Source organism: Chryseobacterium oncorhynchi (assembly GCF_002899895.1).
Classification (GTDB): Bacteria; Bacteroidota; Bacteroidia; order Flavobacteriales; family Weeksellaceae; genus Chryseobacterium; species Chryseobacterium oncorhynchi.
This window is the reverse complement of record NZ_PPEI02000002.1, coordinates 651,918-671,552: the sequence shown is the minus strand read 5'-3', so window position 1 is coordinate 671,552 and position 19,635 is coordinate 651,918. Positions and strand designations below refer to the sequence as shown.

Sequence of the window (19,635 nt, the reverse complement as noted above, 5' to 3'; positions counted from 1 at the left end):
ATTAATTATTTGTAGATTAGCGGCTTTAATAATGGATATGAAAAATAAAACTCTACCTCTTTTGTTTGCCGTATTTTCTGCTTTTCCAACGTTATTGTTTGGACAAGATAATGAAAGGCTCGTTAAAGATTATATTTCTCAAAATAAAATTAGAGAATATAAGAAGTCTGATCTTAACAATATTATTTTAGATAATGTTGATTATTCAAAATCATTGAATGGAAATGTAGTGAAGTTTGTACAGCTTTATAATGGTTTACCAGTATATAGCACTTCAGCAACTGCGCTTATTCGGGATAATAAGGTTGTGTACTATGTAGATAATTTTGTAAAGGATTATTCGAAATCAACACCAGCTACTGCAGCCATCAATAAAGCAACTGCTCTTCAAAAGATCGCAGAAGATTTGAAGAAACCGGAAATTGCTAATTTCACCATTTTAGAACGTTCTGAAAAGTCTGAGAACAGACCCGGATCAGCAAAGCAAAGACTGGTTTATACAAATGATGCTAACGGAGATCTGCGTTTGGCTTACGAATATACTGTGATGGAGCCAAAATCTCCGAATCATTGGTTAATCGTAGTTGATGCTAATAATGGGAAAATTCTGGATAAGAGTAACTTAACGGTATCATGTGCTTTCCATCCTGACGCCTATTCTTCAGACCCAGGACACGATCATTCCAATCATTTTGCAAATGTGAATATTGGACCACAAAACAATGTTGCAAGTAGCAATCTTGCATTGTTTGCTCCTGATAACGCTACTTATAATGTGCTTCCTTTGCCTATAGAAGCTCCTACATTTGGATCGAGATCAATCATTACTAACCCTTGGATTCTTAATGCATCTCCTGAGGGATGGCATTCTGATGGAATAAATACATACACGGTTACAAGAGGAAATAATGTTTTTGCCTACGAAGATGTTGCAGGAACAGCCTTAACTATACCACCAGACTATTTACCAGGAACTCCTGCAGAGGGTGGAGCAACCAGAAATTTTGATTTTCCTTTTGATATCAATGGAACTCCTGTTAATAACAGAAATGCAGCGATCACTAATTTATTTTATCTGAATAATAGAATCCACGATGTTTTTTATCAGTTTGGATTTACAGAGACTGCAAGAAATTTCCAACAGAATAATTTTGGAAAAACTCCAGTGGGAGTAGGAGATGATGATTCAGTATATGCAGAATCTCAAGATGGAGGAGGACTTAATAATGCCAACTTTGGTACCCCTGCGGATGGAGGTAATCCTAGAATGCAGATGTACCTTTGGTCACCTGTAGGAAGAGCATTTTATTATAATGCACCAGCTGCGGCTATTCCTCGTGCACCAGGAACAGGAACTGCACAATTTGGACCAGCTTTACCTATGGCCGGAATTACAGGTGATGTAATGTTATCACCTGTCTTAGATGGATGTACTGCTTTACCGGCAGCATCTCTTACTGAGAAAATCGGTTTGGTTGAAAGAGGGAACTGTGCATTTGCTATTAAAACAAAAAATCTTCAGAATGCTGGTGCTAAGGCAGTTGTTATTTATAACAATGCAGTCAATGGTGCTACTTTGAGTAATATGTCTGGAGATGATCCAACTATTACGATTTCTTCAGTACTTATTACCAATGCTGAAGGAGAATATATAAAAACTCAGCTTGCTGGAAGTACAACAGTAAATGTTACATTAAAAGGTAATAAAACTCCGGATGGAAGTTTCGATAACGGAATTGTAATCCACGAATATGGTCACGGAATATCCAACAGACTGACAGGAACAGGATATGGATGTCTAAGTTCAAGTGCAAGTAAAGAGCAAATGGGAGAAGGATGGTCTGATTTCTTCGCTCTAATGCTAACCAATAAGTTAGGAGATAATGCTACAGTAGCAAGAGGTATGGGTACTTACGCAGGAGGAGAAGGAATTGATGGGGATGGTATAAGACCTAAAAAATACTCTCCGAGTTTTGCTGTTAATGCTTATACCTATGGAAATACCAACGGAATGGAATATCTTAATACAAATAATGTTTTAGTTCCGGATGTACACTCTATTGGTTTCGTTTGGGCTACAATGCTATGGGATCTTCACTGGAAGTATGTTGAGAAATATGGCTATTCTTCAGATGTATTGTCTAATACTACAAACGGAAGTACAAGAGTATTGCAATTGGTTACAGATGCATTGAAACTTCAGCCTTGTAATCCTAGCTTTGTTGAGGGTAGAGATGCAATATTGGCTGCAGATCAGGCAAAAACTAACGGACAGGATAGATGTATGATCTGGGGAGTGTTTGCAAAAAGAGGTCTGGGTCTGGGGGCTTCAGCTGGTGTAAAAACAAATATTAATGATCAGGAGCAGAGCTTTAATGTACCTGCAGACTGTTTACTAGCTACCGATGAAGTTTCAGCTGCCAAAGACAACAAAATTTCTATCTATCCAAACCCTGCAAGAGACGAGTTTTATATTACATTCCCAAGTAAGACTCTTGGTAAAGTAAGCGTAGAACTTTATGATATGTCTGGTAAACTAGTATCTTCTGAAGATAAAATTTCACCGGAAGCTAAAAAAGCAATTTCTACAAACCGTTTAGTTAACGGTACCTATATGGTAAAAGTGAAAGGACTTGGTTTTGAAGCAAATTCAAAAGTGATTGTTAAAAAATAATTAGCTTATATAATCAATTTTAAAAATCGCCACAAGCACTGCTTGTGGCGATTTTATTTATCTATCATAGTTACTCCTTAAGGCATTTTAATTTATATGTCGTAACTTTGCAGGCTGTTAAAAAAATTATGAAGAAGAAAAATATACTAAAAGGTGTTTTATTTGTAGGGATTGGAGCTAGTATATACGGTATGTTGGCCACTTTTGTGAAAATGGCTTATCATGATGGTTTTACAACCTCTGAAGTTACTACATCCCAATTCGTATTAGGTCTTGCAGGGCTTTTGATCCTGAATTTTATCCAAACGTTAACCTCAAAGCAGAAATTATCACTGCCAAATTCCAAGGAGCTAAGAATGCTTATGCTTGCAGGAACTTCATTGGGTGGAACAAGTTTGTTTTATTATATCGCGGTGCAATATATCAATGTTTCCATTGCTATTGTATTGCTGATGCAGTCGGTATGGTTTAGTGTAGTGGTGGAAAGTATTCTGACCAAAAAGCTGCCTAATACAAGAAAAGTGGTTTCTGTAGTTATTGTATTGGCAGGAACAATCTTGGCAACCAATCTTATCAATATGGATATAGAGCTGGATTGGCATGGAGTATTTTGGGGACTGATGGCAGCCGCTTCATATACATTAACAATGTTTACCTCAAACACATTGGCTACACATCTGCCTGTGTTTAGAAAGAGCCTTATTATGCTGACAGGTGGTTCCATTGTTGTTTTTGCATTTTTATTCTTTGCACAGATAGGACCGATGTATTTTGATGGATTAAAAACATTTTATCTGAATTTTACAGACAATACAGAGCATATTCACCCTTTTAATTATTCTATTTTCCTTACCTATGGATTTGTTTTAGCACTGTTTGGAACGATCATCCCTCCAATTTTATTCAATATTGGTTTCCCGAATGCAGGGTTAGGTCTGGGAAGTATTGTTTCATCGCTCGAACTTCCGGTTTCTGTAACGATGGCTTTCGTTTTATTGGGTGAGAAAGTACTTTTAATACAATGGGTAGGGATTATTTTGATCCTTTTTGCTATTGTATTAATGAACCTTCCGTCCAAAAAGGAGAAAGAAGTTTCAATGGCAGAATTATCTTAGAAAAAATATTTAACTAAAAATAACAGTTGAAAACCGTTCCCTTTGGAGCGGTTTTTTTAATTTTAGGAACTTAAAGAAAATTCCATGAAGTATTTCAGAAATGTAGTGGCGGCAATACTATTAGCAGCTGCACCGGGTTTTATATATTCGCAAATAAAGCCTTTGGATGCAATGCTTTCAGACTATCAATATCCTTTTGAGGTTCATTTTTTAGATTTGAAATCTCAGGATAATAATTTGAAGATGGCTTATATGGATGTGAAACCACAAAAGCCTAATGGGAAAACCATCATGCTTCTTCATGGAAAAAACTTTAATGGGGCTTATTGGGAAAGAACGGCCAAAGACTTATGCGCAAAAGGATTCAGGGTGATTATTCCCGATCAGATCGGGTTTGGAAAATCTTCAAAACCTCACAACTATCAGTTTTCCTTTTCACAGCTGGCTGAAAATACAAGATCTATTTTGGATGAATTGAAGATCGAAAAAACTATAGTTTTAGGTCATTCAATGGGAGGAATGGTTGCCACAAGATTTGCATTGCTTTATCCGGAAAGAGTTCAGAAACTTATCTTGGAAAATCCAATTGGACTGGAAGATTATAAAACTTTTGCAGGATACCAAAATATAGATCAGGCCTACCAGTCTGAGCTTAAAAATACAGCGGAAACTTATAAAAACTACCAGTTAAAATTCTACTATGATAATAAATGGAAAGAAGAATACCAACCATGGCTTGATCTGATTGCAGGATGGACTCTTCACAAGGATTATCCGCAGGTAGCGTGGGATGCTGCTCTTACCACTGATATGATCTATAATCAACCTGTTTGCTATGAATTTAAAAATATAAAAACGCCCACCTTACTTATCATTGGAACAAGGGACAGAACAGCTATAGGAAAGGATAGAGCACCGAAAGAGCTTCAACCTAAAATGGGACAATATCAAGAGCTTGGGAAGAAAACCCAACATGAAATTGCAGGCTCTCAATTGGTAGAACTTGAAAACGTAGGCCATCTTCCTCATATAGAAGTCTATTCTAAATTTTTTGACGCTTTATATAATTTTATTAAATAGTTAATTTAAATAGCAAATAGACAATATTAAGTTACTCTTTGTATTTATTTTTCAAAAGAATGAGATAAAATAGAAATTTATTAACTTTGAGGATGTAGAAACACAAGGAGTTAATAATGTCAGAAATAAGATTATCCAAAAAAGAAATATTAGGCAGGCTGAATACCATCAAAATAAAGCCCTCTGGACTTCAACAGAGAAGATATGGTGTGTCTGTGAAATACTTTTCTGGTAATGAAGAAAATCCATCCAAAAGAATAGATTATACGGTAACAGCCCATCTAAATATAGAATATGGTAAGGGTGCGCTAAGTCTCAATAAAGAAGATATATTTTACAATCAGCATGAGGCAGATCAGGTCAGCGAGATCATTTCCTCTGCCTTATCAGCAACGGTTTATCCTGTTGAAATAGATCTGAATGAAAAAGGAACAGGAACAGGTGAAATTACCAATTACAGCAAAATTGTAGAAAGATGGAATGTTCAGAAGTCAAAGTTATCCGAAAAATATAGCAGTGGTGATTTGGATGAATTTTTTGTCAACTTTGAAAAGAAACTTCAAAATAAAACCTTTATTGAGCAGAGCCTACGTTATGATTGGTATTGGAATCTGTTTTTCCATCCTAAATTTATCCATTACGGAGATGCCAGAAGCGTAGCTAGAGATTTATATCTTGCTGTTATTCCGTATCAGGAGCCATTGAAGTTTTCAGGAATACAGACCATCAACAAATTTCCTACAGATTACCATTCTTTTGTGATAGAATTTGAAAGCCTGGAAATATTGGCTCCCGATTACTTTTATCCCAAAGGTCATACCAGGGGAAATCCTTTATTCATGACATTAAAAGTAATTTTTGATCATGATCTGTATCATCATTTTCCCATGCATACAAGAGCCTATTTTGAAGTGTTTTCCAAGGATAGAAGAGGAGTGAAAAGTTTTATTAAAAAAATACAGTATACCCAATACCAGATTGGGGTAGATGAGTACAAAAATAAAGTACTGGATGAGAGCAGTCCCTTTATTACAGGAGGTTTGGTAAAGTTGCCTCCCAATAAGTGGGGATTTGATAATTTCGAAAGAATAGAAAATGACTGGTAGAAACCACCAGTTCAATAAAAAGGTTTATTTTTACCAAAACACACCAAAATGTCACTAAAAGAAAAAGTAGTACAGGGAGCACTCTGCAAATGCAATTTTGGCACTGCACCAGATAAGCTAAAGGTACTTACGCAAACCAAATATTATGTGAATGACCATGAGAGCAGCAGTAAACTGGCAGCTACTCATAAAGATATTGGAGCTACTTTTGAAAAGAATACTTTCGGTTCATGCGCCAAAAAGAATAATACCCCTTGTTCTGCTGTTGTTACACAGTGGAGCGGTTATTATGAAAAAGAACTCTACGATCCACCCGGAGGTTATATTTTACTGGAAGACAGTAAAGCTACCTGCCCAATAGGCGGCACCGACTGCATCACCATCATCAAGACAGGGCAAATGGGAGAACCCACGAAAAAGAACATTGAGAAAGCTGACAGTGAGCTGCAGTCACATGTGAACCCAATGATGGATATGAAAAACCTTGACAAAAAAGACCCTTACAAATTTCTAAATGCTGAATAATTATGGCAGAAAATATTGAAAATAAAGTTGGGTTACAAGGTTGTTACTGGAAAGAAAATGACAAGTTATTCTCTGTGTCTAAGGGAGGAACCTTTATATTATATACAAATAATAATAACGAGTTTAGTGTTGATGAAAGATGTGTTGGCGGAAAAACCAAGAACCCTAAGGAAACAGTGAGTAAGGCCCGATGGGCTTTTATTTATGAGTTTTTCTTCCAGAAACTAGAAAAAGCAAAACAGGAAGATATCTCTGAAAACTTATGGGGACCTCTTAGTGGAGGTACAGATAATGTAGCTAAATATGGTCTGGGTACCAAATATAAACAAGGGAGTAAAATTATTTTTAAACCGGAAAGCTATAGCTATTATTATGGATATAAACAGAGGGTTGAACTTTTTACTGAAAGTCCGGGAACAGGATTTTATTTTTATATTATTCCGGTGGATAAGCCTCAGATATCCTTTGCTTATTTTACAAAAAGTGAGGAGGTAAAACGCTATGGAGAAAATGTTTCATTGCAGATCATGCTGCATGCCTATAATTTGGATAAGAAGAATAAATACAAAGCAAAATTATATTTATTAGAAGAAGATATTGCAAAAGGCCTTAAAGAAACGGATGATTTTGAAGATAATAACCTTTGGAAAGAGCCCAGAGTATATAATATAGCAAATGGTGTAAGTGGAGATAATTGGAATTCTTACATCAATCTTAATTTTCCAATAGATATTGAATGGAAGAAAAACCAGCTAACAAAGAAAAACTTCACTGTTGTAATAGAAGTTTATAAATATTGGGAAGAGCCCGGAGTGATTTATGGAACTAATCAGAAAGAAGAAAGAGTTAATTATAAAAATTATGCAGATGATCCAACAACCGATCTCGTACAATATGATCCTGAAATACTGGGTTTAAAAGATATAGATAATAAAAAATCTATTTCCAGTAGATTTATCGTTTCTGAAGAACTGATGGATCATTATCTTGAGCGTATTGAACAGGAGAAAAATAACATGATCCAATATATTGGGGATGTTGAGTATCAAAAAAGAGAGTTTGACCCATGCGGCTATTCAAAGATTACGCTAAAAGATGAGGATGATAAAGATAGAGCATCATTTGTCATATTTGATGAAACAGCAGCTGTAGGGGCAATAGATAAGACCAAACAAAGCTTTGCTATTATAACCGGAGATACCCGAAAGAATATTTCCATTACCCTGGATCAGCTTACCACTCAGGATACTTTTTGTCAGGGGTTGCTGTTAGATCAGGGGCAGAAGCATTCTGAGAAAAAGAATGTTTTTCAGGTTGATAAGGTGTATGCCGCTTTAAAGAATGGAAATGACTATGTAAGACGTACAGATGCCACCCATCAGGAACAACAGAAAAATGCAGGAGTTGCTACTACTAAAGAAAATGAGAATGACACAGATGTTGTAAAAACAAACAGCTCATATAATGCAGGAGTGGCCCAGCAATGGCGAGAGGGAGTTGATTACAAGATAGACAGCAATGAGAAGATTACCCTAATGCTGAAATATGTGTATAATAAAACGGCTTTTGAAAGTGTACAGGCCTATGCAAATAGTAAGTATGCTAATGAAGCGGTGAATTCTTTGTGGACACTAAAGTATTTTATTTTATCTTCAGGCAACTCACAAACCTATTTTTTACCAGTCAGTACATGCCGATATCCAAATCAAATTGCCAGCGTAAAAATATTTCCAGATATTGAATGGGAACTAGCGGCTCTTATTGCTGTTCCTTTATGGAAAAAAACAACATTCAAATTTCAAGCTACAAGAGAAAATTTAAGAGGTTATCATGGACAGTTTGGGTTCAAGTATGTAAGGAAAGAGTTAAGTGTTGAAGCAGAAACAGAAGGAAAAGTAGGGGCTGATTTTACATTAAAAGCTTCTACAAGCGGTAAAGATTACGAAGCCGGTTATAAAATAGAAAAGTCTATAAAAAAAGTAATAGGCACGTTCAATGCTGTTTATGAGAAATCAGAAATTTTTGATGGAACAAATGAGGATGTAACACAATCTGCTGCCTATAAAAAAGGAGTATTAAAGAAGTTTGATTTCACCATTGATCCACCAAATGTGGCCATTGCTTTAAAATGGAAACATGAAGTAGCAAAAAAAGCAGAATATCTAGGACAAGTAGGATGGAGAATTGAGGGAGGAGTAGCATTGAAACCTTTTATTGCTTTTGGAATTACAGTAGATTTAGTACCTATAGTAGGGAAATTTGGATGGATTGGTAAAGCAGTAGAATTAATCATTAAGGCATTAGAATATACCGTTAAAGGTTTAGATATTTTCTTTAATTTCGTATTTACGGCAGAAGTAGCAGGAAGTATCTCTATTGGCTATCACAATTTGGATGGATGGGATGAAAAACTGAAAAGAGAGTTTACCATTACAGTTAATGCCAGTCTTGAAGCAGGAGTAAATTATGAGGGAACTGCACTGATTTCAACAATTGTAAGAGATGGCATAACCTATGAAACTCAGGAAGAATTAAAAATAAAAGCTTCTCTTGGCGCAGGCGTAGAATATAAGGAAGAATGGGACTCTGATAAGAAAGGAATGTTTAAAAATGTAACAGTTACATTCCTGGGTGCAGAAGCAAAATTAGAAGTTTACTCTTCCATTACAAGAAGAAAGAAAACAGTGTACAACAACGACGAAGTTGTTTCTAACCAAAAAGGAGATGTAAAACATAATAATGTACACAAACTATTAGAAAAAGATATATGGTATGGTCCAGAAAAAATATATACGGATGACGAAAAGGATAGCAAATAAAGTAATTTACTGCGTAATTTTTTTAATTATGATAGTAAGTTTCGGATGTACAAAAAAATCTAATACCAAAGAAATAGAAATGGAAAAAAAAATTGACACCAATCAGCCCATGTATGAATTAGCAATTGATGCCCGTGGTTGTTATTTTGAAATTTATATTAATGATGTTCCTGTCTATTTTCATTATAATGTTGGTGCAACAGCATTTAGATTACCTGTTAATAGCTTTATCCCGAAAAGTGGAGAGCAAAGAATTTCTATGAAAATGATTTCAGTTGCAGAGGGAAAACCGCTTCCTTCCGGAGCTGAAGTATCCTTAACAGTGGATGAATATCCCAAAGGAGAAGCTAGAGAAAGACAAACCAAGTTTTCTTATAAAACACCTCCTGTTGACCCCAAAAACTCAGGAAGTTTTGCCATGGAAAAATCATTTGTTGCAAATGTTCCCTATGAATTAACAGATTGGAAACAAGGTGTAGATCTTACAAAAGAAGATCAGGCAGTGATCTTAAAGGAATTGGGAAAAAAATATATAGAATATACAGATGCATTTAAAAATGCTGATCTGGCTAAATATAAAGAACTTACAAAATTGAGACAAGATAATACCTTTGCATCAATGTACTATACAAAAGAACAGAGAGGGCAAGCTGAAAACTCCTATGTTTCGGGTATTGAAAATGATAAAGTGAAGCTATTTCCATTAGAAAATTATAAACTCGTATTTTATGGAAACGGAAAACTAGTTGGTCTTCAAAAGAAAGACGATGCCCCGGGGGTATTTATTGATAATCAGGATGAGAAAGAAGCATTTATGGAGTATATATTATTTTATAGAAAAAACAAAAATTCTCCTTTAGAAATTATCTTATAGTCGATTATTTTTCAATACAAATTACAGCATTTAAATACGTAAACTTTGACAAGTAGAATACAGGGCATTTTAAGTTTTTTAGGAAGAAACTTCTTGCTGTTTTTTCAGATTTATGCCATCGTATATGTTTTCATAAGCTCCTATATAGATCTATGGTTTTCCTTGAATAGGGAAACCTTTTTTGAGTTTGAAAAAGTCATTGTAATCAATTTCTTTCAGGCAGAAGTCTTATTCTTGTACCTATTGTACAATAAGATTAAGAATAGTAAAAATGAAAAAATTGCAGGATTGAAAGTAATGTATTCGAAATATCTGGAAGATATGCAAAGCCAGGGAGTGAATAAGCGTAAAGCATTCTTATCTATGTTGGCAGCAATTCTTATTTTAGGATCTCTTTTTATTGTCTTGATCTTAAAATCTCCTTTTGGAGACTTTTTTAAGCTGGTAATAGGGCTTAATGAAGTAATGATAAAGAATATTGAAATATTAATACCTTGCTTACTGTTGACTTTATTTCTCTATTATCAATTAAAGCATGAAGCAAAAGATATGATGTTCAATGTGGCTAATAGATTGAGCCTCATCATGAATAGTTTTAAAATCTCAATACCCATATTTATCATTTTATATGCAGTACGAATCTATTTTTCGGGAAAGACTGAGGAATCCTTTGTGCCGGCAGCTTTACTGGCGTTTAACTTATCTTTTTTAATGATGATGATCAGGGAAAAGCAATTAATTTCTCAGAATAAATAAATATATATTGATCATTAAAATACAGATATGAAATTCAATAAGGAAAAGAAAGGCGATAGTTTTTGGGTAGTTTTTTTCTCTGTTATATTTATGCTTTTATTTCTAGGAATGGGAGGGGGAGGAGTTTATTATAGCTACAGTAAATTTTCCAGACATATAGAGCTGGTCTCCAATGGCATTAAAACAGGAGGAAACATTACCGGCTACGAAGAAAGTTGGTCAAAGGACGACGATGGCGGATATACCAAAATGTATTCTCCTATAATCAGATACTATGATACATCCAATCAGCCTCATGAGCTTTATGCAGATTACAGCTCCAGCAATAAGGCGTGGTCCAATGAAGTAATCGTATATTTTGACAAGGATAATCCGTCAAAAGCCATTCGTGGTGGGTTTTGGCATTTATGGTTTTGGCCGTTTATGATTCTTTGCTTTTCAATGATCCCATTAGGAATAGGATTGTTTGTCCTTAAATATTATATCGACTTGTTATTTAAAAGAAAAGACCGTTTATAGTTAAACGGCCTTCCTTTTTAACTGAATCAATAAAGCCAAAACACCAATACCGGAAAAGATAATACATGAGATACCCAGGTTTTGAATCCATCCAATACTTATCAGTCCAATACCTATCAATATATAATAAATGAGACCCAGTAAAGCACCTGCGCTTCCCGTTTCATTTTTATAATGAAGTAAGGCAGTGCTTAAAATATTAGGAATGGCCATACTGAATGCCATAACAATAAAAAAGTAAGGGATTAAGAAATAGATTCCATAATCCATTACTATCCAGACAAAAGTAGAAGCTACAAATGCGCCTATTATACTTCCGTTAACTAAAATTTTAGGCGAAATACTTTTTAATAACAAAAATCTGTTAAGTTTAGCTCCTGTAAAAGTACCAGCAGCCAATATGATACTGCTGTATCCAAAAATATAGGATGAATACTGTTGCTCCTTAAAAATAAATGGAGCTAGTGAATAATACGAAAATAACAGAACATTAAAACTCATAATAAGTAAGCAGCATCTGATAATCTCCCGATCACCAAGCATTCTTTTTAATAGATGGAAGAGAGTACGGATATTTATTTCTTTTCCTGAATCTCGGGTTTCAGAGATCTTTTTTCTTGAAAGAATATAAAATAATATAGCAAGCAGATATAAAGTGATAAAAACACCTTGATGTCCTGTAGTTGAAGCAAGTACAGAGCCTGAGGTCATTCCGATAATTGGGCTGATGGATAAGCCGATCCCTATCCAGGAAAATACTTTATTGATGTGGTCCTTGTCATAAGTGTCCCGTAGGATGGTCTGGGTAACAATTGAACCTACGGCAATTCCAAAAGCTGAAACTATTCTTGCGGAAAGCAGAACGATGAAGCTAGGGGCAAAAACGGCAGCAAAAGTTCCTATTCCGTAAGTGATCAATCCGTACTCCAAAGATCTTTTTCTTCCGATCCTGTCACATTGTACTCCCCAAAATGCAACTCCCAGAGCGAAAGCTATAAAATATAAACTGATGGTTAATGTAGTAGATTCCTCATTCACCTCAAATTTTTCCTGAACCATTGGTAAAACAGGACTGTAGATGGTTTCTACAAACTGAGGAAGCATTACCAGCAGGGTCAGTAACCAAAGTGGGTTTGTCTTTTTCATTTTTTTCTGCAAAGTTTTGAAAATTTTAGTGTATATTCATAATGATATAAAAACAAAAAACATCAAAAATAGGACATGGCTATACTTGGGCAAAATGAAGAATTTGATGCAGATTCTCTTCAGGAAAAAGTAATTGGAATTGCTTCCGATATGGTGATGCATGATTCCGGATTTCATTTCCATACGACCAAAGCGCAGTTGCTGTATGCTCCGTCCGGTTGTATGACGGTTACCACATCAGATAAACAGTTTGTGCTGCCTCCGTTCAGAATGCTTTGGATTCCGGCCAATGAAGTTCATCGGGTGAATTTCCGAAATATAGTAGCGTACAGATCCATTTATTTTGATGAGGAGTATGCAGAAAAGCACATGAATTCCAGCCTTAAGGTTTTACATGTAAATCCATTGTTGAAAGAGATTATTGAAAGAATCTGCTTCTGGGATTGGGATGTTCTTAGTAAGAATCAGGATAATATTTTAAAAGTATTCTGGAATGAAATGGATGATGCGCCTGAAGAAAAATTAGAACTTAATATGCCTCAGGACAGACGTTTTAAGAATATAATAGAAGAATGGACAAAACGGCTATCTATCCCACCTATGCTGAAAAAACTAGCAGAGGAAACTGGGGTAGTAGAAAAAACAATAACCCGTATTTTTAAAAAAGAAACCGGACTGTCTTATCAGGAATGGAGACAGCAATGGCGTCTTCAGAGATCTATTGAACTTTTGGTGGAGGGAAACTCCATAGGAGAGGTATCTCATATTCTGGACTTTTCATCAGATAGTGCATTTATAGAATTCTTCAAAAAACATACAGGATCTACGCCATTGCAATATCTAATGAAAAACGAATAGAAATTTATAAGGTAATGTATTTTTAAAGGATTTCTTGCCTTATGCAAAGACGTCTGAAAAATAATTGACATAAAATTGTATAACCAAACAGAATACATTTTATGGATAATTACAGCAATACAATCGACATAAAAGCTAAACCAGATAAAGTATATGATGCTCTGGCTCACAAAGTTCCTCTTTGGTGGTCTGAAATGTTTAAAGGAGCATCTGGGAAAGCGGGTGAGGTATTTACTGTACGGTTTGGTGATCATATTCACAAGACAATACAAGTAAAAGAGATCGAAAGCAATTCAAAGATTATCTGGTATATTGAAGATTCGTTGATTGCCATTCCTGAACTGAAGAATCAAACAGAATGGATTGGTACTACCGTGATTTGGGATATAGAGGAGAAAGAAAATATGACTCTGCTGACGCTTACCCATATGGGTTTGCATCCGCTTATTGAGTGCTATGACATATGCTCTAATGGCTGGATACAGTTTATCAATAGTTTGAAACTATTTCTGGAAACAGGAAAAGGAATTCCATATAAAGAATAATAAGCTAAGATATATATAAAAGAAAAGAGACTGTTTACAAGTAAACAGTCTCTTTTTGTATGTATTGTTGTCTGAATTATTTCTTCTTGTAAGCAGCGTCTTTAATTCTCGCTTTTTTACCTCTAAGATCTCTGAAGTAATAGATTCTAGCTCTTCTAACTCTACCTCTTCTGTCAACCTCAATTTTTTGAAGTGCAGGTAAGTTGATAGGGAATACTCTTTCTACACCTACATCACCACTCATTTTTCTGATTGTGAAAGTTTTTGTAGAACCGCTACCTCTTAATTGGATAACTGTCCCTTTGAAGAACTGAGTTCTTGTCTTTTGTCCTTCTTTAATTTCGTAATACACTGTAATTGTATCACCTGCTTTGAATTCAGGGAATTCTTTTTTCGCAATGTACTTGTCTTGTACGTACTTTAATAAATCCATTATTATAAAATAAAATGTTAATGCTAAGCAACTTACACGTTTATCGTCAGAGGTTGAATAACAGGTTGCAAATATACAAAATAGTTTTTGAATACACCAAATAATTAATGTAGCAAAAACTATAATTTTTTCATTTTGATTTTGCTTAAAAATTAACAGTTTCTTTAAAATACCATCAGCCAGAGTTTATATGGGAAATCTACTTTTGCCCGAAATTAAAATCTGAGATACAGATTTTAAATTCCTGATTTACAAATTAAAACTCAATATGTCATTTTAAAACTAAACTATTATGAAACACTATTTCTTCTTTTTTTGTTTCGTAGCACAAATGGCGTTCGGACAGGTTTTGTTCCCATACCTACAAAACCCGACTCCGAATTCCATGATCGTCAATTGGAAGACCGCTTCCGATAACGAAACCACTGTGATCTACGGAAACTCACCTTCCAATCTGAATGTTACCGTAACAGGGACTACGAACATCTTTTCAGATACCGGATATAATAATAACTACTATTATCACACTGCAAAAGTTACTAACCTGCAGCCTAATACCAAGTATTATTATAAAATAAAGACCGGAGCCAATGAGTCTGCAGTCTACAATTTCAGAACACTTCCATTACCAGGGCAGGCTGTAACAAATGATGGAAAAATCAGGTTTCTAATTATGGGAGATAACCAGATTAAGGCAGAGCCAAGATATGACAGTCTTACTTTAAATGCTTTCAAAAAGTTGAAACAAAAATTTGGAGCCAACTCAGATCCATCCGATAATATTGCTCTTACATTTATGGTAGGAGATCAGGTGGATGTAGGAACACTGGATCATTATGAGAATGTTCACTTCAAAAAGAATGTGAAGTTATCACCTTATCTGCCTATTCAGACAACGGTAGGAAACCATGAAACCTATGGAACTTTGGGGATGAATTCTTATTACGCTCACTTCTATATAGATGAAATAAAATATAAGAACATCAGCTCAGGAAATGAAAATTATTATGCTCAGCAGGCAGGGAACGTATTATTTATAAGCTTAAGCTCCGAGCACACAGGATCAGCACAACAGACATGGCTACAGCAGGTTCTAACAGCGGCTAATAGTGATTCTACTGTAGACTGGATTATTTCTTTAAGCCACAGGCCTTATCAGGCAGAGCAGTATGTGGGAGATATTTCCACTTGGGTAAGAAATAATGCTGTACCACTTTTGGTAACTTCTGATAAATATCTGATGCATGTAGGTGCTCACCATCACTTATATCACAGAGGACAGCTGAAAAATACGCCAAACTACCAGATCATTTCCGGAGGAACAGCTTGGGATCAGTATTGGGGAATGTCTAATGAGCAGGATTTTGATGATGTTCAGAAAACATTAACAGACTGGACGTATCAAATTGTTGAAGTAGATATCCCAACAGGAAAAGTAGACATAGAATGTTATTCAATTGGTGGAGTTTATACCAAGAAAAATAATGAATTGGTAGATTCTTTCCACAGATATAAAAATCAGCCTAAACCGGCAAAACCGTCCATTACCAATGCTTTCACAGGTCCAATTACATTGCCGTTGACATTGAATGGAAGTACATTTTCATCTTCAAATGGGGAACTGCTAAACACTACTCAATTCTTAATAAGTAAAGCTCCTGATTTTTCTGTAGTGGAAAAAGAAGTGTATCGTGATTTTGAAAACTGGTTCGGTAAAGATGGTAACGGAAATCCGGATAAAGCCAAGAACTTAAATGAAGGAGTAGATATTACGAAAGTAATGTTGGCAGCCAACTCTATTCCGAATGGTATTTATTATGCAAAAACCCGTTACAGAGACAGAAACCTTGAATGGAGTGACTGGAGTGATGTGAAGCAGTTTGAGATTACGGGAAGTGTTGTTTCAAACCCGACATTTACTTTAGATAAAACTGAATATGCTCAAAATGAACCCATAGTGGGGACTTTTACCGGAGGACCAGGAAACCAGCAGGACTGGGTCGGTCTTTATAAAAAAGGACAGACACCAACCACTACCACTTCCCAAGGTTTTATTTATACTAACGGACAAACAGCAGGAACAGTTACATTTAATAATGGACTGGCTAATAAAGGTCAATACTTTGCAGGGTTCTTTGCTAATGGGGGATACACAGAAATCACACCAAGAAAAAATTTCTATGTAGGACCGAAAGTCCAATTGCAGGCTACAGCTGATACTTATCCTGTAGGAGGAACCGTTGCTATTAATTATACCAATGGTCCGAATTTGCAGAAAGACTGGATCGGAATTTATAAAATGGGCCAGACTCCGGGAACTACTGCCGCGATAAAATGGAACTACGTAACAACACCAGCCGGAACTCTTAACTTTACAGGTCTTCCAAAAGGGTATTACTACGCACAGTATTTACTGGAAGATGGATATAACGGAATCGGAGACAAAGTATTCTTTAAAGTTGGAGATATTGTTACCGAATTATGGATCAACAAACCTGTTTATTCATTGGGAGAGAATATTACTGCTTCATGGACGGATTCTCCGGGGATTATTAAAGACTGGTTAGGAATCTATCCTCAAAATATTCAGACACCGGATGATAATTTTGTTTCCTACACTTACTTCGACGGAGTGACGCAAGGGACTAAAACCATTCAGGGAACAGCAATTCCTACAACACCGGGTAATTATTATATGGTAATGTTTACAAACGATTCTTATACAGAAGTTTCAAACAGAGTACAGTTTCAGGTAAGCTCAGGAACTTTAGGAGTAGATGAGGTAAAAAGTACAGAGAAAAATGTAATTCTGTATCCAAACCCTACAAAACCAGGAGAACCTACGTTTATTAAGAGTGATTATCCAATTGAAAAAATTGAATTGGTTTCTGCTTCAGGAGAACTATTGTATGAATCGAAGAATATTCACAATCAACGTTTCTCTTTAGTGAATGAAAATCTTCCAAAAGGAGTATACTTTGTAAAAGTTCACGCAAGAAAATTATTTACTTTAAAGCTGATCATTCAGTAATAAAGAAAATCAATCATAAAAATAAAGAGGTCGTCAGTAATGATGACCTCTTTTTTATTTGCTGTAGCTATAAGTTTTCCCACAGATGACACAGATTTTCCACAAACGTCTGCTTTATCCGTGAAACCTGCGAGCTATAAAAAGTCTCTGCATGAAATCTATGTCAATTGATTCCAAATTTTACCCTCTTTATAATAACCAAGAATGAAGAAATTTCACATAAAAAAGCAGCCTCAAAAAACTGAGGCTGCCTTCATTATCGTAAAATGATTTAAATATTATTCAAAATCCGCAGATAAATAATCTTCCTGAATAAAAGTCTGATTTTCTCCGGATAGATAATCATCACCGGTATCTGCCAGAATTTTAGTATCCTGAACAAGTTTTCCTTCCGGATTGTACGCTTTTAATAAGATCCATTTTCCGCTGCGTTCAAGTTCCTTTACTCCACTGATCATTCTTATCTTGATTTTTCCACTTTGGAGAATTCCCTCTTTTACAGACGCTTTGTTGGCTGGTTTCCCCTTTACATATTGTACAATTTGTGCTGTGAAGTTATAACTATAGCCATAAGCATAGTTTACCTCCTCATCCAAGGGTTGGTTATACGTGAATAAAATGGTCCCTTTATTATCATAGATTGTCGCATCATAAGCTGTCTTCTTGGAGTTTAATTTCTTCTCAGATTTCAGCTTATTTTCTTCAGAATATGTTTTTGTGCTTATTAAAACCCCGTCCTTATATTGAATCTCGCTCAATCCTTCATATGCTGTACCATTGTAAGGCATCTCATCCTGATAGGTTAATATTGATTTCAGTTTTCCGTCCGGAGCATAATATTTGATCTCTTGGGTAACATCATCCTTCGATATTTTTTCTGTTGCAAGTTTTCCGTTTTCATCAAACACTTTATTCAATATCACAGAACCATTTTTGTAAACATCAATGGATGAAATATTGCTGTAATCATAGCTTAGCTGATAATCCTCACCATCCATAGGTTTGTAGTTGTCATTTTCTTTATCATATTGATAAATAAGATGCCCTATTTTTTTCCCGGACTCATCATAGGTCGTTTTATAACCGTCTTTTTTATTTCTTTTTTGTTCCTGCAGAATCTTCCCGTTTTTAGAATAGATAACGCTTTCCTTTATACTGCCGTCACTTTTATATTTTTCAAATTTTGAAAGCCTCATCGGATTATAGTAATAATCTGCAAATGAATTTTCACCGGATTCAGAAGTTGAATTACCTAGGTACTTACCCTTTTCACCATAATACTTATTCTCATAGCTGCCATCCTTGCCCATAATGGTCTCAGTTCTGATTCCCTTGATATCTTCATCATAGATAATCGTCTGGGAAGGTGTAGAATTCTCGTATACAGTAAGACTATTATAATAATATTCACTTTCCGGATCCTTATAACTGAACATTTTTCCGGAGAAAGTACCATCCGCCTTATAGACCATATCTTCCAACAATCTGCCTTTATCATCATAAGACTGAGACGGCCCTACCTGCTTTCCGTTAGAATAAGTTACCATGCTCATTACCTTTCCTTCAGGTGTATACCATGTTACTTTCCCATCGAAAACCTCACTGCTTGGAGTAGTATCAGAAGCCAATCCCTCCATTTGAAGCGTCCCGTTTTTGTAAAAATCCTTGATTAAGGTAAGCTTGCCCTTTGCAGAAGTTTCACGGTAATATTCCATGTTCTCCTTTGTCGTTTTTTCCCAATTCTCATCGAAATAAGTTTTTTCCTGAGCATATACGTTGATGCTGAGTACCAACGCAAGTAACGCTGACGTAAATAATTTTTTCATGTTTTTATTAAGGTTTGATTTTTTGTTTAAGGTTAGTTAGCTTTTATGTACTAATGAAAGTAAGAAGTTAAAAGCTCTTGAAGAGGCAGATTTGAATCTGTCTGAAATAATTTTCATAGAAATTGTGTTTAAATATATAAAGCCCGAGGGCTATAAAATATGTGGTGTTTTTTGATTTAAGACCCCAAATATAAATCAATTTGCCGAGATTTATAAATAAAATGAACCGATTTGTTCGCTTTTGCTTGTAAAAAACTGATTATAATTATTTTAATTATATGAAAATACCATTCAGGAAATCATGAAACCCCCGATTATTTCTGATCAT

General features: G+C 35.3%; 15 protein-coding genes. 12 read left to right on the top strand and 3 right to left on the bottom strand.

Annotation, left to right across the window (positions count from 1 at the left end; translation table 11 throughout):
* The first annotated feature begins 37 nt into the window (after positions 1–37).
* The 9 genes from C1638_RS08695 to C1638_RS08655 all read left to right on the top strand — a co-directional run bounded on the left by C1638_RS08695 (position 38) and on the right by C1638_RS08655 (position 11,468).
* Positions 38–2,674, top strand: coding sequence for a T9SS-dependent M36 family metallopeptidase (locus C1638_RS08695; RefSeq protein WP_228428087.1), 2,637 nt, complete (start codon positions 38–40; stop codon positions 2,672–2,674).
* A 128-nt stretch (positions 2,675–2,802) separates the two neighbouring features.
* The gene (locus C1638_RS08690) at positions 2,803–3,789 is read left to right on the top strand and encodes an EamA family transporter (RefSeq protein ID WP_109620083.1); all 987 of its coding nucleotides are present in this window, start codon (positions 2,803–2,805) and stop codon (positions 3,787–3,789) included.
* Positions 3,790–3,873: 84 nt separating this feature from the next.
* The gene (locus C1638_RS08685; protein WP_109620081.1) at positions 3,874–4,869 is read left to right on the top strand and encodes an alpha/beta fold hydrolase; all 996 of its coding nucleotides are present in this window, start codon (positions 3,874–3,876) and stop codon (positions 4,867–4,869) included.
* A gap of 116 nt (positions 4,870–4,985) precedes the next feature.
* Positions 4,986–5,975, top strand: coding sequence for a hypothetical protein (locus C1638_RS08680; RefSeq protein ID WP_109620079.1), 990 nt, complete (start codon positions 4,986–4,988; stop codon positions 5,973–5,975).
* 48 nt (positions 5,976–6,023) lie between these two features.
* The gene (locus tag C1638_RS08675; protein ID WP_109620077.1) at positions 6,024–6,500 is read left to right on the top strand and encodes a DUF4280 domain-containing protein; all 477 of its coding nucleotides are present in this window, start codon (positions 6,024–6,026) and stop codon (positions 6,498–6,500) included.
* Positions 6,501–6,502: 2 nt separating this feature from the next.
* Entirely contained in the window at positions 6,503–9,319 is a 2,817-nt protein-coding gene (locus tag C1638_RS08670) for a hypothetical protein (RefSeq protein ID WP_109620075.1), read from the top strand.
* A 79-nt stretch (positions 9,320–9,398) separates the two neighbouring features.
* Positions 9,399–10,193 (top strand): hypothetical protein, encoded by a 795-nt coding sequence (locus tag C1638_RS08665; protein WP_123838361.1) that lies wholly within the window; start codon positions 9,399–9,401, stop codon positions 10,191–10,193.
* Positions 10,194–10,238: 45 nt separating this feature from the next.
* On the top strand, positions 10,239–10,949 hold the full coding sequence (locus C1638_RS08660; protein ID WP_109620071.1) for a hypothetical protein: 711 nt from the start codon (positions 10,239–10,241) through the stop codon (positions 10,947–10,949).
* 27 nt (positions 10,950–10,976) lie between these two features.
* Entirely contained in the window at positions 10,977–11,468 is a 492-nt protein-coding gene (locus tag C1638_RS08655) for a DUF3592 domain-containing protein (RefSeq protein ID WP_109620069.1), read from the top strand.
* Here C1638_RS08655 and C1638_RS08650 read toward each other — a convergent pair whose 3' ends face one another.
* Positions 11,469–12,614: an MFS transporter gene (locus tag C1638_RS08650; RefSeq protein WP_109620067.1), complete on the bottom strand. Its 1,146-nt coding sequence runs from the start codon at positions 12,612–12,614 to the stop codon at positions 11,469–11,471.
* Positions 12,615–12,689: 75 nt separating this feature from the next.
* Between C1638_RS08650 and C1638_RS08645 the strand changes: the two genes are divergently transcribed.
* Together C1638_RS08645 and C1638_RS08640 are read left to right on the top strand one after the other, a co-directional pair.
* Positions 12,690–13,472 (top strand): AraC family transcriptional regulator, encoded by a 783-nt coding sequence (locus C1638_RS08645; RefSeq protein WP_109620065.1) that lies wholly within the window; start codon positions 12,690–12,692, stop codon positions 13,470–13,472.
* A gap of 101 nt (positions 13,473–13,573) precedes the next feature.
* Entirely contained in the window at positions 13,574–14,017 is a 444-nt protein-coding gene (locus C1638_RS08640; RefSeq protein WP_109620063.1) for an SRPBCC family protein, read from the top strand.
* 76 nt (positions 14,018–14,093) lie between these two features.
* Here the strand turns inward: C1638_RS08640 and rplS are convergent, their stop codons facing one another.
* Positions 14,094–14,450, bottom strand: a complete 357-nt coding sequence (gene rplS / locus C1638_RS08635; RefSeq protein WP_109620061.1) for a 50S ribosomal protein L19 — start codon at positions 14,448–14,450, stop codon at positions 14,094–14,096.
* 292 nt (positions 14,451–14,742) lie between these two features.
* Here rplS and C1638_RS08630 point away from each other — a divergent pair, with 292 nt between their 5' ends.
* Complete coding sequence (locus C1638_RS08630; RefSeq protein ID WP_109620060.1) at positions 14,743–17,481, top strand: fibronectin type III domain-containing protein; 2,739 nt, start codon at positions 14,743–14,745, stop codon at positions 17,479–17,481.
* Positions 17,482–17,759: 278 nt separating this feature from the next.
* Here the strand turns inward: C1638_RS08630 and C1638_RS08625 are convergent, their stop codons facing one another.
* Complete coding sequence (locus C1638_RS08625; RefSeq protein WP_109620058.1) at positions 17,760–19,307, bottom strand: toxin-antitoxin system YwqK family antitoxin; 1,548 nt, start codon at positions 19,305–19,307, stop codon at positions 17,760–17,762.
* Positions 19,308–19,635: the final 328 nt, after the last annotated feature.

Bases quoted from the DNA above. Each gene is read 5' to 3' on its own strand.
- C1638_RS08695 (WP_228428087.1), top strand. From the start codon at position 38: ATGAAAAATAAAACTCTACCTCTTTTGTTTGCCGTATTTTCTGCTTTT.
- C1638_RS08690 (WP_109620083.1), top strand. From the start codon at position 2,803: ATGAAGAAGAAAAATATACTAAAAGGTGTTTTATTTGTAGGGATTGGA.
- C1638_RS08685 (WP_109620081.1), top strand. From the start codon at position 3,874: ATGAAGTATTTCAGAAATGTAGTGGCGGCAATACTATTAGCAGCTGCA.
- C1638_RS08680 (WP_109620079.1), top strand. From the start codon at position 4,986: ATGTCAGAAATAAGATTATCCAAAAAAGAAATATTAGGCAGGCTGAAT.
- C1638_RS08675 (WP_109620077.1), top strand. From the start codon at position 6,024: ATGTCACTAAAAGAAAAAGTAGTACAGGGAGCACTCTGCAAATGCAAT.
- C1638_RS08670 (WP_109620075.1), top strand. From the start codon at position 6,503: ATGGCAGAAAATATTGAAAATAAAGTTGGGTTACAAGGTTGTTACTGG.
- C1638_RS08665 (WP_123838361.1), top strand. From the start codon at position 9,399: ATGGAAAAAAAAATTGACACCAATCAGCCCATGTATGAATTAGCAATT.
- C1638_RS08655 (WP_109620069.1), top strand. From the start codon at position 10,977: ATGAAATTCAATAAGGAAAAGAAAGGCGATAGTTTTTGGGTAGTTTTT.
- C1638_RS08650 (WP_109620067.1), bottom strand. From the start codon at position 12,614: ATGAAAAAGACAAACCCACTTTGGTTACTGACCCTGCTGGTAATGCTT.
- C1638_RS08645 (WP_109620065.1), top strand. From the start codon at position 12,690: ATGGCTATACTTGGGCAAAATGAAGAATTTGATGCAGATTCTCTTCAG.
- C1638_RS08640 (WP_109620063.1), top strand. From the start codon at position 13,574: ATGGATAATTACAGCAATACAATCGACATAAAAGCTAAACCAGATAAA.
- rplS (WP_109620061.1), bottom strand. From the start codon at position 14,450: ATGGATTTATTAAAGTACGTACAAGACAAGTACATTGCGAAAAAAGAA.
- C1638_RS08630 (WP_109620060.1), top strand. From the start codon at position 14,743: ATGAAACACTATTTCTTCTTTTTTTGTTTCGTAGCACAAATGGCGTTC.
- C1638_RS08625 (WP_109620058.1), bottom strand. From the start codon at position 19,307: ATGAAAAAATTATTTACGTCAGCGTTACTTGCGTTGGTACTCAGCATC.